Origin of the sequence: Cellulomonas soli, from assembly GCF_052036975.1 — a bacterium.
Lineage (GTDB): Bacteria > Actinomycetota > Actinomycetes > Actinomycetales > Cellulomonadaceae > Cellulomonas > Cellulomonas soli_A.
Map to the genome: position 1 here is coordinate 60,299 of NZ_JBQIAR010000012.1, position 15,602 is coordinate 75,900.

At 73.9% G+C, this 15,602-nt stretch carries 3 protein-coding genes; all 3 read left to right on the forward strand.

The features are described 5' to 3' along the window. Nucleotides 1–13 precede the first annotated feature (13 nt). Genes ACTHAM_RS13080 through ACTHAM_RS13090 form a run of 3 tightly spaced genes read left to right on the forward strand, consistent with a single transcriptional unit; the run spans nt 14 to nt 15,539 of the window. Nucleotides 14–7,357 carry an InlB B-repeat-containing protein gene (locus tag ACTHAM_RS13080; protein WP_440688141.1) on the forward strand — a complete coding sequence of 2,448 codons (7,344 nt, stop codon included), beginning with the start codon at nt 14–16 and terminating at the stop codon, nt 7,355–7,357. Continuing rightward, on the forward strand, nt 7,357–13,302 hold the full coding sequence (locus tag ACTHAM_RS13085) for a hypothetical protein (protein WP_440688143.1): 5,946 nt from the start codon (nt 7,357–7,359) through the stop codon (nt 13,300–13,302). The genes ACTHAM_RS13080 and ACTHAM_RS13085 overlap by 1 nt, the downstream gene beginning before the upstream one ends. Next, on the forward strand, nt 13,299–15,539 hold the full coding sequence (locus ACTHAM_RS13090; RefSeq protein WP_440688145.1) for a hypothetical protein: 2,241 nt from the start codon (nt 13,299–13,301) through the stop codon (nt 15,537–15,539). The genes ACTHAM_RS13085 and ACTHAM_RS13090 overlap by 4 nt, the downstream gene beginning before the upstream one ends. The last annotated feature ends 63 nt before the right edge of the window (nt 15,540–15,602 follow it).

Genomic DNA, 15,602 nt, shown 5'->3' on the forward strand with positions numbered 1-15,602 from the left:
GGAGCTCCGACCCGTGACGCGTGTGCACCTGCCCGACGTGGTGCGGCGCCGGGTGGCACGCACCGGGTCGGGGCGCGGGCGGCACCGGGGACGGCTCGGGTGGCGTTCGTGGCTGTCGGTCGGGCTGCTGGCCGGCGTGCTCGTGGCCGGCGCCGCCTTCGTGCTCTCCCCGTCCGGGTCCGCGTGGGCCTCCGGCAGCGGCGACTGCGTCACCGGCGAGGACTACCTGTGCCTGCAGGGCGCCGACGCGGTGCTCAGCGCCGTCGGCGCCGGTGACGTCTTCGAGTACGACTTCGGCGACCTGCGGGACGCACCCAAGACCGTCCAGGTGCTGGCCGAGTTCCCCGACGACTCCGACGCGGTCAACACCCCGACGCTGACCATCCGGCTGCGCAACGTCGTGACGGCCGCCGACCTGCCCGGCTTCGAGCCCACGGCCGACGGGTGGACGTACACCGGTGCCGGACTCGGGGCGGCCCTCGAAGGAGTCGTCGTCGACGGGCTCTACACCCCCGACGTGGAGACCCTGACCTACGGGGCGCAGACCGGGACGGGCACCAGCACGTCGACCACCCTGCCCACCGGCACCGTGACGTACACGTTCGCCGAAGGAACCACCTCGGCGGCCGTGGCGTTCAAGGTCGCGGCCGGCCTGGCGTTCGGCGCCGGCGCCGGCACCGTCGACTCCGCACTCGTGCCCGGGGCGTCCCCGCACACCGGCGCGCCGATCGTGGTCAGCAGCACCTACCAGGACGACGCCGCCCAGTGGCACACCGTCCGCAGCGCCGAGGTCACACGGATCCGGGTGACCGACACCCCGTCGTACCACGTCGCCTACTCCAGCCCGTCGGCCACGCTCACCGCCGACTCCGGGCCCGTGACCCAACGGGTGACCCTGGTGCGGGCCACCGACGGGCTGCGGGTCACCGACGACGACGCCGCCGTGCTGGACCGCACGTTCTGGCTGCGCGTCGCGTGCGAGTACGCGGACTGGGCGATCACCGACGACGGCGGCTACCAGGTGAGCGCCGTCGGAGGGTGCCAGGCCGACGGCTGGCAGCACCTCGAGGTCCGCCAACGCGTGCACCAGGCGCCGACCACGATCACCGTGACCTTCACCTACAGCAGTGCCAAGGCCTCCGGTGCCGACCACGTGCTCGCACCCGCCCTCACCGCGCTGGACACCCAGCTCGACGGCACCGGCGGGATCACGACCACCGTGCTCGACGGCAGCACCGAGACGACGAGCCTGCGCACGTGGGGTGCCACCCCGACCCTGACCGTCGGCGGGTACCAGGCACCGGCCTTCACCGTGACCCCCCTGGCCCAGGGCCCCAACGAGGTCTACGCCGACCAGCAGGGCAACTGGCTCGACGCGGTCCACCTGGAGAACACCGGCTCGGCCGACAGCGGCCCGCTGACCGTCACGGTGCGCAACGACTCACCGGGCACCGTCGGGGTGACCGCCGTGACGATCCGCCACCCGGCCGCGCAGAGCGGCGGCGTGTGCGGCACCTCGGCCTGCGGGCTGCTCGACGTCACGGCGACCACGTCCGACGCGGCCGGCAACCCGTCGGGTCAGCGCACGGTCGCCTTCGTCGCGACCGCCGCCGGGGCCACCAGCACCAAGGTCACCGTGACCGGCCTGGGCGGCACCTCGGCGCAGTACCTGACGTCGCTGACGTTCACCTACGCCCGCCCCTGGCCCGTAGGTGCAGCCCCGACCAGCGCGTACTCGCTCGCCGACGCCCGGATCCTCGTGCAGGGCACCCCGCTGCGCCCCCAGGCCGACTACGTCGACGGCATGGACTACCAGCTGGCCTACACCCTGACCCACCCGTACCGCGTGGCCGACAACACCCCCCTGCGGGTCAACGGCACGCTGGAGTGCGGCGACTCCGCGAGCGACAGCACGCAGTGCACGGTCACCTCGCAGCACGAGCTGCGCCCGGCCGCGCACACCGAGGTGTCCAGCACCGCCGTGCAGCTCAGCGGCCTGCCCGACTACCTCAACGCCGGTGACGCGGTCTCCGGGGTCACCGTCGCCTACCAGGGCACCGACCCCGGGACCGGCGGCGTGAAGTACCTGCACGGCATCTTCCACACCTACCTGTTCGAGCACGAGGACGTCACCGTCGACCCGTCTCAGGTCGAGGTGACGTTCGCCGGGTCGACCGTGCGCGCCGACCAGCCCGGTGGACCGTTCAGCATCACCAAACGCACCTACCAGGCCGACGGCACCACGTTCGCCTACTACGACGTCGCCTCCACGACGCCCGTGACCTGCCGGGTCTCGAGCTCGACGCTGCTGGCCGCCGACGCGTGCCCGCGCGTCACCTACGGGTTCCAGGTGGGTGCCACCGTCTCCACGACCGTGCTGCCCGCCGCGCGGTACGTCGCGTTCGGCGTCGACGGCCTGGACTGCCTCGGCGGCGGGTGCGTGGCCGACGAGCACGACGTCGCGACGGCCTCCTGGCTCGGTGCCCCCAGCGCGCACACCGCCTCGTACAACTTCCGGGCCGCCCTCGACCTGTCGGGGGCGCTGGTCGCCTCCACCGACGACGGCCTGACGTACGGCTCCGGCTACGACGTGCACTCCGCGATCGGCACCACCCTGGTCGACGCCGCAGCGCTCGCGGGCGACACCGTGAGCATGCGGGTGGTGCTGCGCAACGTGTCCGGGGCACCGTCGACGGGGACGACCCACGTGTGGATCCCCGTGCCGAAGCAGGGTGAGTCGACGCCGTACACGCAGAACCGCGGCGGGTGCGACCCCGCGTTCGACGCAGGCACCCCCGAAGGTCCCTTCAACACCGCGTGCGACCTGCAGGCCGGCCCGTTCGAGTGGTCGCTCGCGCTGGACGCGCCGGTGAGCGTCACCGCGCCTGACGCGGCCGTCGACGAGGTCAGCGTCGGCTACGCCACCACGAACAGCGCACCCGACGCCGCCGGCTCGCACTACGCGTGGGCCACCGTGGAGCAGTCCGGTGCCGGGTCCGACTACCGGCCGTGGGCGGGCGTCGACGCCGCGCAGGTACGCATGGTGCACGTGGCGATCGACGCGGACCTGCCCGCCGACGCCGTGGTCACCGTCGACCTGCCGCTCACGGTGCCGCACTCGGCGGGCGAGCTGCTGGACCTGGCCGGCGCCACGGACCTGCTCGCCGCCCGCGTGTACCGCAGCGTGCCCACGTACACCGGCTACGCGACCACGGCACCGGTGCGGATGGTGCTGCGCACCGGGGTCGTGGCCGGTCAGGTGTTCCTCGACGCCGACCGCAGCGGGGCACGCACCACCGGGGACGAGGGGTGGCCGGGCGCCGTGGTCCAGGCGTTCCGCGCCGGGACGGCGGTGGGCGACCCGGTGACCAGCGACGACCAGGGGCGGTGGGCCATCTACCTGGACTCCCTCGACCCCGTCGACGTGCGGTTCACCCTGCTGGTCACCCCGGACCCGTCCGGCGAACCGACCACACCCTCGGCCCGGTTCCACCCCGACCCCGGCCTCGGCGTCGGGGTCACCTCACCGACCCCGGCGGCGGACCAGGCCTTCGCGACGACCTCCGGGGTGTACCCCTCCAAGGCGCGTGGCGCCACCACCGGCACCGGCACGAGCGCCTACCAGTTCGACGACGTCGACGCGGCCGTCATCCGGCCCACCCTGATCACGCTCGTCCCCGAGGGCGGCCGGTTCGTCGACGACTCCACGACCCGCAACCGGGTGCGGTACCAGTACCTCGGCGGGGTCGTCGGCTCGTCCGCCGACGCCGTGACCCGCGTCGGCCACACGCTGGCGGGCTGGGGTGCCGGTGCGGTCACGGACCCGGCCGCGGCGGTCGACCTGACCACCACCCCCGTCCCGAGGGCCTCGACCACCTACCACGCGGTGTGGGTCCCGGTGCAGGCGCCGGTGACCCTGGACGCCAACGGCGGCACCGTCGCCGGCTGGGACGGCGCCACGGGCGAGAGCTCCCAGACCCGGGCCGTCGCCTACGGCAGCACCGTCCAGCTGCCCACGCCGACGCGGGACGGGCAGGTGTTCGTCGCCTGGTGCACGTCCCGCTCGGGGTCCGGCGTGCTCGACGGGTGCACCACCTACGTGCCCGGGTCGATGGCCTACACGCAGACCACCACCGCGGCCACCACGCTGTACGCGAAGTGGCGCACGGCCACGTTCGCGCTGAGCTTCGCGCTGGCGGGCGGCACCTACCGGGGTTCGACCACGCCCCCGGCGGGCACGGAGGTCCTCTACGGTGCGAGCGCGACGGACTCCGGGCTGACCTGGCCCGACCCTGCCGACCTGGCCCCGCCCGCGCACGCGGACCCCTACGTCTTCGCCGGCTGGTACACCACGCAGGCCGGGGTGCCCGTCGCGCGCGTGAGCGGCGGGACGGCGCTGACCTGGGCGAACCTGGGCGGCACGGGTGTGGTCGGCGTCGGTACCAGCACCGACCACACGCTGGTGCTCACCGCCCGCTGGGTGCACCGGGGCGCGCTGGTGGTCGACCCTGCGGGGGGCACGACCAGCGGTGCGCTTCCGGCCTCGGGCCGCCCCGACGAGGGGTCCACGGTGAGCATCGCCGGGCGGACGGTCTCCGCCGTGCAGGGCACGCCCGCCACGGCCGCCGTCGGCCGGCTGGGCTACCGGTTCACCGGGTGGACCGAGCAGCCGTCCGGCGCCACCGTGCCGGACGGCGACTACCCGTGGACCGGCGACCGCGCGCTGTTCGGCTGGCAGCTGGCCGCGACGTGGCAGCCGCTGGTCGGCGACCTGCACCTGCACGACGCCAGCACCGTCGTCGACGTGCCCGGGGCCGTGACGTTCGGGCAGAGCATCTGCGCCGGGCTGGTCGACCCGGCGTGCCCGGGTGCGCTGCCCACCCCCACCCGCGCCGGCGCGGTCTTCACGGGCTGGAAGGCGGCGGACGGCACGGTGTACGCGCCCGGCGTGACGGCCTTCACGGACACCACCGGTCTGACGGCCGACTCGACCGCGCTCGGTGATCTGGACCTCGTGGCGCAGTGGCGTCCCGTCGAGGTCGTCATCGACTTCGACGCGCGCGGTGGCAGCGCCGTCGGCTGGTCCTCGACGGTCGCCCTGGGCAGCTCACCGAGCCTGACCGGTGCGCTGACCAGCCGCACCGGGTACGACTTCGCCGGGTGGTGGCTGCCCGACGGCGACCCGGGCACCGAGGACGACGACCCCGAGCTGACCGCCGCGACCGTGTGGACCCGCGTGGTGCCCGACGGCACGCACGTGCTGGCCTACGCCCGGTGGGTCCCGCGCACGTACACGTTGCGGCTCGACGCGCTGGGCGGCACGGTCGACGGTCCGGACACCCTGGCCGTGACGTACGGCGCGACGTACGGTCCGCTGCCCGGGGTGACCCGGACCGGCTACCGGCTCACGGCGTGGCGCACGGGGTACGACCCGGCGGCCGGGCAGGCCACGGGCGCCGCCTACGCCCCGGCGGCCACCGGCACCTGGGGCACGCCCGACAACCTGACCCTGTATGCCGAGTGGGAGCCCGTCCGGACCACCCTGGTGCTGCACGCCGGTGACGACGCGAGCGTCCTCGGGCAGCCCACCGCCCTGGTCTCCGTCACGTACGGCGCGCCCGTGACGGACCTGCCCGTGCCCTCGCGTGCGGGCCACGAGTTCCTCGGCTGGTGGACGGCCGCCTCCGGTGGCCGCCCGGTCACGGCAGGCACCGTGTGGACCGACCCGGTCGCCTCCGTCGACCTGCACGCGCGGTGGCGCGTGCGGGTGCTGAACGTCGCGATCCTCGACGGCACCGGCCGCACCCCGGCCCCCGCCGTCGGTGAGGTGTCGCTGAGGGTGGTGAAAGGCAGCAACGACGCTTGCGCCGGTGCCGCGCGGGCCGATGTGGTCTGTGTGGACCACGGAGCGCGGTTGGCGGACACCGGGGCGGGCGCTGCCGTCATCGGTCCGTTCGGCTGGGACACCTCCGGGTGGGCTGTGCTGCGCGAGGGCACCTGGGAGCCGTTCGACCTCACCGGTGAGCGGGTCCGCTCCGACCTGCTCGTCTCGGCCACGTGGGTGCCCCGGGGGTTCCGGGTGACCTTGCTGGTCGGCAGCGGTGACGTGCCGTCCGCCGCCGACTTGGCCGGGGGTGCCGGTCCGTGGTCGGGGTCCGCATCGTCGACGACGACCGTGGCCGTCTCCGGACGCCTGGTCGACGCACTGCCCGCCGGGAGCCTGACGCCCCGCGCCACCGGCTTCACGTTCACCGGCTGGGTGTGCGCCGAAGGGCCGTGCCCCACCCTGGACGTCGAGGCCACGATGCCGGCGGCGGACCTGACCTGGCGCGCCACCTGGGCCCGCGACATCGATCGTGTCGAGTACCACCTGGCTCTGCCCGAGGGCGTGGACGCGGACCGGGTGCGCGTCCAGGCGCCCGCGCAGGGCGGCACCGTGGCGTACGGGCGGACCGTGCCGGTGCCGGACGGGTACCGGGAGCCGGTGGTCGACGGCCTGGACTTCGGCGGCTGGGCGGTGGCCGGGGGCGGGCCCGCGGTGGTGCCGGGCGAGAGCCTGGCACCGGCGACGCCCGGCGGGGTGCTGGACCTCGAGGCGATCTGGTCGACCTCCGCGCTGAAGGTCACGTTCGTGCTGGGCACCGCCCCGCAGGGCACCGCCGCCGACGACTTCGGTTCCGGGCCGCTGGCCGTGCAGACCGCGGACGGCGAGGCGTACGCGGTCGAGGGACCGACCACGTCGTACGGGAGCACGCTGGGCGCGCAGGACCGGCCGGCAGACCCGTTGGCCGCCCCGTACTCGCACGTGTTCCTCGGCTGGTCGCGGCACGCCGTGGCGAGCGGACCGGACGACTTCTACGGGTTCGGCGCCGCCGACCCGATCACCGCAGACACCGTGCTGTACGCGCAGTGGCAGCGCCGCGAGTTCACGGTCTCGTTCAGCACCAACCCGGGCAACGGGCACGACGGCCGGCCCAAGGCGGTCACGGACGCACCCCCTGCCTCCCAGAAGGTCGCCTACGGCGACACGGTCGACGTGGTCGACGCACCCGGCGCGGAGGGCTACTGGCTGACCGGGTGGAACACCGCGCCCGACGGATCGGGCACCAGCTTCGCCCTCGGTGACGGCGGCACCCCCGTGACCGGGCCGGTGACCCTGTACGCCCTGTGGGGCAACCTCCGGCAGGCCGTGGTGCTCGGTGCCTTCGGTCTGCTGGGCGTCGGGTCGGTCGGCGGGGCCGGCTGGTACTCGCTGCGCCGCCGCCGCGCACCCCTGGCCCGATCGTCCCTGCCTCGATCTTCCGTGAGCGGCGCCCCGCTCGACCCTGCTCCGCCCGCCCGATTCGAGGTCGTGTGATGTTCAAGCTCGTGTACGCCGTGATGGCGGCCGTGGCGTTGGCGGCCGTGACGGTCGTGGTGGTGGTGCAGTCGATGCACGAGTCGGCCGCCGGGTACGCCGCACCGCTGGCCGGGTACGCGTACGCGGCCGACGGCACGGTCGTCGAGTTCCCGCCCGGGGCCACCTACGACGGCACGGCGGGCACCCCCGCGCTCGTCGTCGACCACCAGCCGTCGCCGATCGACCAGGCGCGCGTGCTGCAGCTGTCCGACTCCACGACGACGCTGCTGGGCCGCTCGGTCGCGATCGCCCCCGACCAGTCCCTGACCGACCTGCCTGCCGGGACGAACCTGCGGGCGCAGGGGCTCGAGGGCTACGTCGCGACCCCTCCGGGTGAGGGCGGGCTGCCGAGCACGCTCGTGCCGGGCACCGTGCTCAAGCTCGCCGACGAGCGGTACCTGCTGCTGGACTCGGCGCTGCTGTGCACCGGGGCCGGCTGCGACACCCCGGTGGCCACCGTGGCTGCCGGTGCGCTGGTCGTCGTCGAGCCGGACACGCAGCGGATCCGCCTCTGCCAGGCCAAGGTGTGCGCCGACTTCCCGACGACGGACGGGTTGTTCGCCCGGCTCGACTCGACGGGTGCGCTGGTCCGTTGGGACTCCCAGCAGCTGCTGGCCACCGCGGACGCCGCACCGATGATGCTGACCCAGCTGCTCGTCGACCCCGACGGAGAACCGCAGGGCTCGGCGGACCGGGCGGCCGTCGCGATGCCGGGCACGGCGTCACCGACCGCGGAGGACGCCGCGACACCGACCCCCGAGGGCGCGGGTGCCGCGGGTTCCTCGGCGGGTTCCGCCGCGGGGTCCGCGGGGTCCACCGGGTCCGGCGGCTCGGCGGGGTCGGGCGCCGCCGGCACGGGTGCGGGCGGCGCCGGCGAGCTGCCCACCGCGCTGCCGAGCTTTGCGGCGGACGTGCTCGCCCCGCAGGTCGTGCTGACCGCCGCGGCCGACGACGCGCTGGGCATCGTGGTCGACGGCACCGTGGTGGACGCCGCGCACCGCCTGCAGTCGCTGCGTCTGACGGTCACCTCCCAGGGGGTCGGCGAGCCGGTGGCCACCGTCGACCTGCTCACGGCGTCCCTGCCGTGGCGTTCGGGGCCGCTGACGCCGGGACGCACCTACGTGGTGGAGGCGCGCGGCAGCTACCTGGACTCGGCGGGCGCCGCGACGGAGGCCGTGTACTTCCAGCAGCTGGTGCAGCCCGGCACGTTGAGCCTGAGCGCGCGCGACGTGACGCGGACGGCCGACCGGATCCGCTTCACGCTCACCGCACCCACGGTGCCCGCCGCACTGGACAGCCTGCGGCTGTCGTGGGCGGACAACGGGTCGGGCACGGGCGGCGCCCACGGCACCGTCGACGTCGAGGTCTCCGACCTGCTCTCGGGTGCCCGGTCGACGACCGTGACGGTGCCGGGCCTGGACCCGGCCCGCACCTACGTGTTCCGGGTCGAGCACGCCGGGGCGGGGTCGGCGACGTTGACCTCGACGTGGACGGCCGTGCTGCAGACCGCGGCGCGGCGGGCGACCCTGGAGTCGGTCGAGGCGACCTTCGACGCCCGCAGCAAGGTGTTCACGATCACCCAGGTGGGCTTCGACGACCCTGACGACACGGTCCGTCAGGTGCGCTACGTGGCGTTCGAGGCGCAGGACTACGCGCTGCGGGGCACCTCGGCGACGGTCAAGGCCTCGGTGAGCGTCGCGGGGGAGTCCGCCCACCTGCCCACGGCACTGGCGCTGCCGGCCTCGATGGGTCAGGGCAGCTACGTGTTCGTCGGCGTGCTGACCGGCAACGACCTGTTCGAGGACTACCAGGTCGCCTCCGGCCCTTCGGCCCAGGTCGGCGTGGTGTCCCGCTCGGCGCCGACGGCGGTGTTCGCGCTGAACGAGGCGGCGCCCTCGTGGCTGGACGTCAACTACGCGATCACCAACACCGACCTGTCCTTGCTGGCCACACCGCCGCTCGCGGCCGTGTACGAGCTCGACCCCTCCGGGCAGCGCGTCAGCGACCAGCCGGTGGGCACCCTCACGCTGGACGGACTGGACCTCACGCAGCAGAGCCTGACCGGCACCCTGCACCTGACCGGGCTGACGAAGTCCACGCCGTACCAGGTGGAGATCACCGCGACGTACAACCTGGGTGACGGCCCCGTCCGGGCCGTGATCGGCACGTCGACGACGCCGTACCGGACCCTCGAGGTCACACCGGTGACGGCCACGTTCCTGACCCCTCGCAGCGCCGACGTGACCACGACGTCGGCGCGGGTCACCGCGACCCTGAGCACCGAGGCGCGGGCCCTGACCGGGGTCGACCTGTCGCTGTACCTGTACGGCGGTGCCGGCACGAAGGTCTCGACGATCCACCTCGACGCTGACGAGATCACCCAGCTCACCGCACCCGGCAACGACTGGCGCCAGTTCGAGGGCCTGACACCGAACCAGCGCTACCAGGTGAAGTTCGAGAACGGCACGGACGGCGTCAACGTGGTGCCGATCCTCAACGCCGGGGCGACGACCTTCTACGCCCGGGCCACCGCACCGACGGTGACACGGCTGAGCATCAGCGCCGACGGTGACCAGGTGCGGACCCGGCTGAGCGGGTACACCGACACGCACGCCACGCTCACGCGGATCGTCTACCAGCTGTTCGCGGGGGAGCGGCCCGTCGGTGACGCCGACCCGGGCACCCCCCTGGCGTCGGTCACGATGAACAAGGCCCAGCTGACCAGCTCGGCGACCTTCGACGTCTCGACGATCCCCGGGGCCGGTCACGGCAAGACGTACTGGACCCGGGCGCTGGTCAGCTACGACGACCACTACGACACGCAGACGCTCACGCAGCTGTCCAACGACCCGTTCCCCGGTGAGGTGACGATCGCCCGGACCAGCGTGTCGGCCGCGCTGGCGTGGTCGTCCCGGTCGGCCGCGGGGTCCACGGTGCGGGTGACGATCGCCGACCCGGACCACTCGGTGCTGTTCGACGTCGCCGACCCGGTGCGGATCACGTGGACGGGCGACGGGCGTCCCGCGGTGGGGGTGTCCCTGACGCAGGCGGAGCAGGACACGTTGCGCACCGACGGGCTGGTCTCGCTCGACGTGCCGATCACGGGCAGCACCGGGGTCGCCGTGCAGGTGAGCGCCAGCTACGCGCTGATCGACGCCCAACCGGTCACGCAGGGTGTGCTGCAGCGCACGTACCTGCCGCCCCTGATCGGCGAGAGCGCCGACGGTGTGTTCGACGCGTTGGCGGTGCAGACCGTGTCGACCACCGCGACCACCCCGGCCCAGACGGCGGCCGCCCGGCTCGACCCGGGGGCGCTGCCGCCGGGCTCCACGCTGGGCTCGAGCGTGCTCAGCACCGGGTACCAGGTGTTCGCCGCCCCGACGTCGAGCGTGCCGTCGTACGTGTCGAACCGCACCACGGCGCAGGCGTTCGCGGCGAGCACGTTCACGCTGCCCGTCGGGGAGCTGGCGCACGACGGGTCGCTGCGCACGCTGCGCCTGGTGGCCGACGCCTACTACCGCACGGGCACGATCAGCGGGTCCAACCCGGCCCCGGCCGGTGAGCTCGTCTACCTCGAGGTGGCCCGGACGGCTCCCACCGATCCGGCGCAGTACGTGGTGAGCGCCGGCGGCACCGGGGCCCGGCCGATGTTGTCCGGCACGGCGGGCACCGCGTTCGAGGTGCTCGCCTCCGCCACGGACGCCCGCGGCGACCTGGTGGGCGTGAAGCTGCGGAACGTGCAGTCCGGCCTGTGCCTGCTGTCCGCGTCCGGCCTGGTCGAGGGCCCGTGCGACGCGCCGTACGGCAGCACGTTCGCCCGGCAGCCGGACGGTTCGTGGACGTGGGGGACCTCCACCGGTGTGGCGTTCAGTGCGCTGGGCAACTCCTTGTCGTCGGTGTCGGTGCCTGCCACGGCGTTCACGATGCTGTCCGCGGGACACCTGAGCGTCACCCGTGACCAGGCGGGTGTGGAGCTGCGCACGCTGGCGGCGCCGACGGTCGGCACCTTGGCCGCCTCGGGCATCCCGACGGACACCCGGGTGCAGGTGACGGTGGCCGTCGCCGACGCCAACCACACGGCCGTCCCGGTCGTCGAGGGCACCCGCACGTCGTACTCGACGTGCGTGGTGGCGTACGAGGTCGGCTCCGACGACCAGCCGGTGCTCACCAAGCCGGCCGACCCGTCGTACCCGGCCTCGACGTGCCTGTCGGCGACCACGGCGGCGGACGACCGGGTGACCCGCACCGCGGCGTTGGCCCCGTCGTCGCCCGTGACCGTGTCCGGGCTGGCCGCGGGCACCACCTACGAGCTGCGGGTGGTGGGCAGCTACGACCTGGGCGTGCGGCAGCCGGGTGGGCAGTCCGTGGTGACCGGCGCTCAGCTGGCGTGGACCAGCGGCGGGCCGGCGAGCGTGCGGATGACGACCTCGAAGTCCGAGCCGGTGCTGACCTCCGGGCCGACGTACAGCTGGACGGCCCGGTGCTCCGAGCCCGCGGCGACGTCCACGATCCAGTTCCAGGACAAGTCCGACGTCACCGGGTCGGTCACGTACCGCATCTACCGGGCGACCGACCTGGGTTCGCGTACCGACGCGGCCCTGGCGGCGGCGGTCACCGACGGGACGATCAGCACGCTGCTGACCGGCAAGACGCCCGTGTGGACGTACACGGACAGCGCCGCGAAGGTGCCGGTGAGCGGCCAGGACTCGGTGTACCAGGTGGCCTCCACGCTGGCCATGCGCAAGGCCGGCGGCAAGAACTACCTGGCCAACCAGAACTACGTGGTCGTCGCCTCGCTGAACACCTCGTTGGCCACGGTGCCCGTCAAGGTCGTCTCCGCGGTGAACAAGAACTTCGCGGCCCTGGGCGGCAACGGGTCGTCGGTCGTGGTCCGGTCCGTGGCGACCAGCCAGGTCTCGTTCCAGATCACGCTGACCGACAACCTCGGCATGATGCTGTGCGGCGCGGGCAACGTGACGCCCGGGTGGACCGTCAAGCAGGGCACCACCGTGGTCGCCACGGGCACCTTCACGGACTCGATGTCCGCGATCGGCGGCACGGACCGGGTGCTCGACTCCGGTCGCATCACCACGCTCGACGTGGCCGGCGCGCTCCAGCCCGGCACGACGTACACGATCACGCCGAACGTCGTCGTGGACAACCTGACGCAGGCGGGCTCCTGGACGTGGACGGCCGGGGCGGTGAGCTTCACCACCGACAAGAAGTACGCGACGACGAACGCGGTGACGGTCGCCACGAGCGGCACCACCGTGACGGTGAACGCCACGGGCATCGCCCCCGGTAGCGGGGTGATCACCGGGGCCACGCTGTCGCTGGTCAAGTACGGCAAGGACGCGTACGAGGCGGCCGCGGCCAGCGGCACGTTGCCGACGCCGGTGGTCGTGGACACGGTCGACATCCTCGGCGCGCTGGCCGGGCGCACCAGCGGGACCACGGCGACGACCGACGTGTCGCGCTCGTTCACGCTCGGTGCGGCGCAGTCGTACTCCGGCTACTACGTCGGGCGCGTCACGCTCACGTACACGCAGACCCCCGGTGCCCCGACGTCCTACCAGTCCGTGAAGGAGTCGACCGTGCCGCTGCGGTACATCGGGGACGACAGCGTGCCGATCACGCTCACGAGAGCGGGGTCGGACCTGCGGGTGGCGTTCGACCCGGCCGCGTTCACCGGGACGGCCACGTTCACCCTGAGCTCCCCGACGGCCGCGTTCGCCCCGGTCACGGCCTCGGTGCCGAAGGCGTCGCTGGCCTCGCCGGTGCTGCTCGCGCTGCCGGCCGACACCGGCCAGGCGATGACCCTGGTCGTGACCGACACCGGCACGCGGGTCGCCTCGGCGGCCGGCAGCACCCTCACGGCGATGCTCGCCGGGGCGACGTCGTGACCGGCCGACGCGCCGGCGGTGCGCGCACGGGCGGTGCACGGACGGGTGGTCGCGGCGCCGGTCGTCTCGGCGTGTGGCTGCTCACCGGCGTGCTGGTCGTGGCGGCCGGGGTCTCGGCGGCGGTGGTCGGGTACGCCTCCGACGCGAAGGTCCGTCTCGACCAGGTCACGCTCGACGGTGAGGGCACCACGCTCGGCGCCGCGCAGGACACCGTGCAGGTGCACCCCGGGGAGCTGCTCTTCTCCTCGTGGGACGGTTCGCAGCAGCTGCAGCGGGACGGCGGCCGCGTGGTCGCCCTGGACACCGGCGCCCTGGTGCGGTTCGAGGACCAGCGGCTGCTGCTGACCGCCGACGCGGTCGCGGTGGCACCCGACGGGCGGCCCACCGCCCTGGACTCCCGCACGCTGCTCACGCACGTCGACGACGGCTACCGCGCGCAGGACGGCACGGGTGTGACCAGCCAGAGCGTGCTGCGCCTGGCGACGCGCCGCTACTACCTGCCGGCTGCGGCGACCGTGTGGGTGGACGACGTGGCCAAGGGCACCACCACCGACACGCAGATCCTGGTGGACCGCTCCGGCTCGGCGACGTTGCTGTCCGGCGACGGCAGCCGGCACCGCTACCTGGGGCACGTGGTGCTCGTCGTCGACGCCGAGCACGTGCTGGACGTGTCCGCCGAGCTGTACCGCGCGGACGGGGTCGACATCGACCTGACGTCGTTCGGCGGCACCGACAACGCCATGTCGGTGCTCGACGAGACCCCCGCCCCCGAGGGCAGCCCGTCCGCCCCGGAGGAGTCCGCCACGCCGTCCCAGGCGGCCGCCGGTGCCACGGCGGCCGCGGGTTCCGGCAGCGGCTCGGGCTCGGCCGGCCGTGCGGCCTCGTCGTCGGGTGCATCGGGTGCGTCGGACGGCCCGACCTTGGCGCAGATCGAGGAGCTGCGTGCCCTGCTGGCCGCGATCCAGGAGTACAACGCCGCGCACGTCGACGGCCGGCAGGTGCCGCAGGTCGCCTTGACCGACATCGAGGTCTCGGCGACGTCGGTGTCCGCGTCGGTCACGCTGCTCGACCCGACGACCACCCTGGTCGGGGCACCCCGGCTGGAGCTGACCGACGCGCAGGGGAGCGTGGTGCGCACGCTCGGCCTGACCCTCGGGTCCAACCGGGTCGTGGTGGATGCGCTGATGCCCGGCACGGACTACGTGCTGGCGCTGCACCTGTCGTACGACCTGCAGGACGGTGCCGGCGTGGTCGAGCTGGCGGCCGCGCAGGAGAGCAGCTTCCGGACCCTGACCGTCTCGGCGCTGTACACGACCACGGCGGTGAAGTCCGACTCGTTCACCGTCACCACGAGCCTCGACTCACCGGTGCTGGGCGTCGGTTCGGCGCAGCTGACGTTGCACAAGGCCGGGGGGTTCCTCGGTCTGGGCGCCAAGGACCTGGGCCCGTTCACGCTGCCCGTCGACGACCTCGCCGCAGGCGCCGCGACGCTGCGGCTGACGGACCTCGAACCGGAGTCGACGTACACGGTGCGGGCGCAGATCACCCTGAGCGACGGCACGGTGCTGGACCTGGGCACGTCCGCGCAGGTGGTCACGCCGGCGGCGACACGGCTGAGCACGGCGACGCTGTCCGTGACGGACTGGAACACCCTGCTGGTGCAGTACGCGTGGACGTCCGAGGAGTACACGCTCACCGACGCGCAGGTGCAGCTGGACGACTCGCGGCTGTTCGCCGACTCGGTGCCCGTGAGCGTGCTGCGGCGGTCGGCGGGGCTGATCGAGGTGCTGCCGGACCTGCCGTTCGCCGCCGAGGCGCGCACGCTGTCCGGTCAGCTGGTGCTCACCGCGTCCGACGGGCAGGGCACGCGCACGTTCCGGTACGACCTGGACCGGGTGCCGTACACGAGCGACGCGCAGGTGGTGCTCGACATCGCGGAGACCACCGACCCGGTGGTGCGGGTGTCGACGACCCTGCCGGCCTGGTCGGGCACCGACGCGCCGCGCGTGGCGTTGCAGCGCCGGGCGACGGGTGCGGCGGACGACGTGGCCTGGACCACGATCGAGCCCGCGCTCGTGCTGGCCGACGACGGTGCCGGTCGCTTCGCCGGGTCGCTCGGCTTCGCACCGGAGGAGCGTCAGTTCGCGACCCAGTACACCTACCGGGTCGTGGTCGCCGACGCCGGCACCGCGCTGTACCAGCTGGTGCAGGGCGCCGACCGGCCTGCCGTGCCGTGATGCGCGGCTTTCGCCCGGTCACCCGCTCATCAACGCGCGGGTCCGGGCGATAGGGAGGTGCCG

Coding starts and splice junctions, on each gene's coding strand:
- ACTHAM_RS13085 (WP_440688143.1), top strand. CDS start 7,357: ATGTTCAAGCTCGTGTACGCCGTGATGGCGGCCGTGGCGTTGGCGGCC.